The 1299-nt window shown below is 69.1% G+C and carries 2 protein-coding genes; both read left to right on the top strand.

What is annotated here, in order from left to right:
* A partial coding sequence (locus BDK63_RS18285; RefSeq protein ID WP_183334582.1) for a TRAP transporter small permease occupies window positions 1–528 on the top strand: 528 nt, incomplete at its 5' end.
* Window positions 521–1299: TRAP transporter large permease (locus BDK63_RS18280; protein WP_183334578.1), on the top strand; the 779-nt coding region annotated here is incomplete at its 3' end. The genes BDK63_RS18285 and BDK63_RS18280, both read left to right, overlap by 8 nt.

Raw genomic sequence — 1299 nt, 5'->3', positions numbered from 1 at the left:
CGTGTCGGCCGGGTCCTGCAGCTGACGCTGGAGGGGGTGGCCGGTGCCACCCTCTTCGGCATGATGCTGCTGACCACGGCAGACGTGACCGGCCGCTACTTCTTCAATTCCCCGATCCTCGGCGCCGTGGAGCTGACCCAGCTCATGCTGGCGGCACTGGTGTTCCTGTCGCTGCCGGTGGTGTGCTGGCGCCAGGAGCACATCAGCGTGGACCTGCTCGACGCGATCTTTCCCGCCCGGCTGGTGTGGGTGCGGGAGGTGCTGGTCAACCTGCTGGTGACGGCGGCGCTGTGGGTGATGGCGCGGCGCGTCTGGGCGCTGGCCGAACGCGCCTTCGACTGGGGCGACGTGACCGAATTCCTGCGCATCCCCTACGGCTACCTGATCGGACTGATCGCGATCATGCTGGCGCTCTCCGCGCTGCTGACCCTGGCGCGGGCGGTGCTCTACCTGCTCGAGGGGCTCAAGGTGGTCAAGCAGGGCGGCCCGCTGAGTCCCGCTGCAGAACGGGGAGGGCCCCATGACTGAGGCACTCTACGGCTTTGCCGCGCTGCTGGTGCTGGTGTTCCTGCGGGTACCGCTGGCGTTCGCCATGGGCATCGTGGGCTTCGTGGGCTTCTACTACCTGACCGGCAACTGGAACGCCGCCGAGGCGATGGCCGCGCGGCGGGTGGTGGACACCGCCATGGACTACGGGCTGTCGGTGATCCCGCTGTTCATCCTGATGGGCAACTTCGTCTCCCACGCCGGGCTGTCGGATGCGCTGTTCCGGGCCTCCAACGGCTTCCTGGGCCATCGCAAGGGCGGCCAGGCGATGGCCACCATCGTCGCCTGCGGCGGCTTCAGCGCCATCTGCGGCTCGAGCCTGGCCACCTGCGCCACCATGGGGCGGGTCGCCATGCCGCAGATGCGCAAGTACGGCTACAAGGACTCGCTGGCGGCGGCCTCGATCGCCGCCGGCGGCACCCTGGGCATCCTGATCCCGCCCAGCGTGATGCTGGTGATCTACGGCATCCTCACCGAGACCAGCATCCGCGAGCTGTTCGCCGCGGGCTTCATTCCCGGCATCCTGGGGATCTTCCTCTACCTGGGGGCGGTGAAGTGGGTGCTGTGGCGCGACCCCGAGGCAGGGCCGGCGGCCGAGCGAGTGGCGTGGCCGGAGCGGCTCAATGCGCTGAAGAGCGTGGGCAGTACCCTGGCGCTGTTCGTGCTGGTGATCGGCGGCATCTACCTGGGGGTGTTCACGCCCACCGAGGCGGCCGGCATCGGCGCCATGGGCGCCTTCCTGATCGCCCTGAT

The sequence above is a fragment of the Halomonas campaniensis genome, assembly GCF_014193375.1.
GTDB lineage: Bacteria > Pseudomonadota > Gammaproteobacteria > Pseudomonadales > Halomonadaceae > Halomonas > Halomonas campaniensis.
This window is presented reverse-complemented; position numbering and strand designations above follow the sequence as displayed.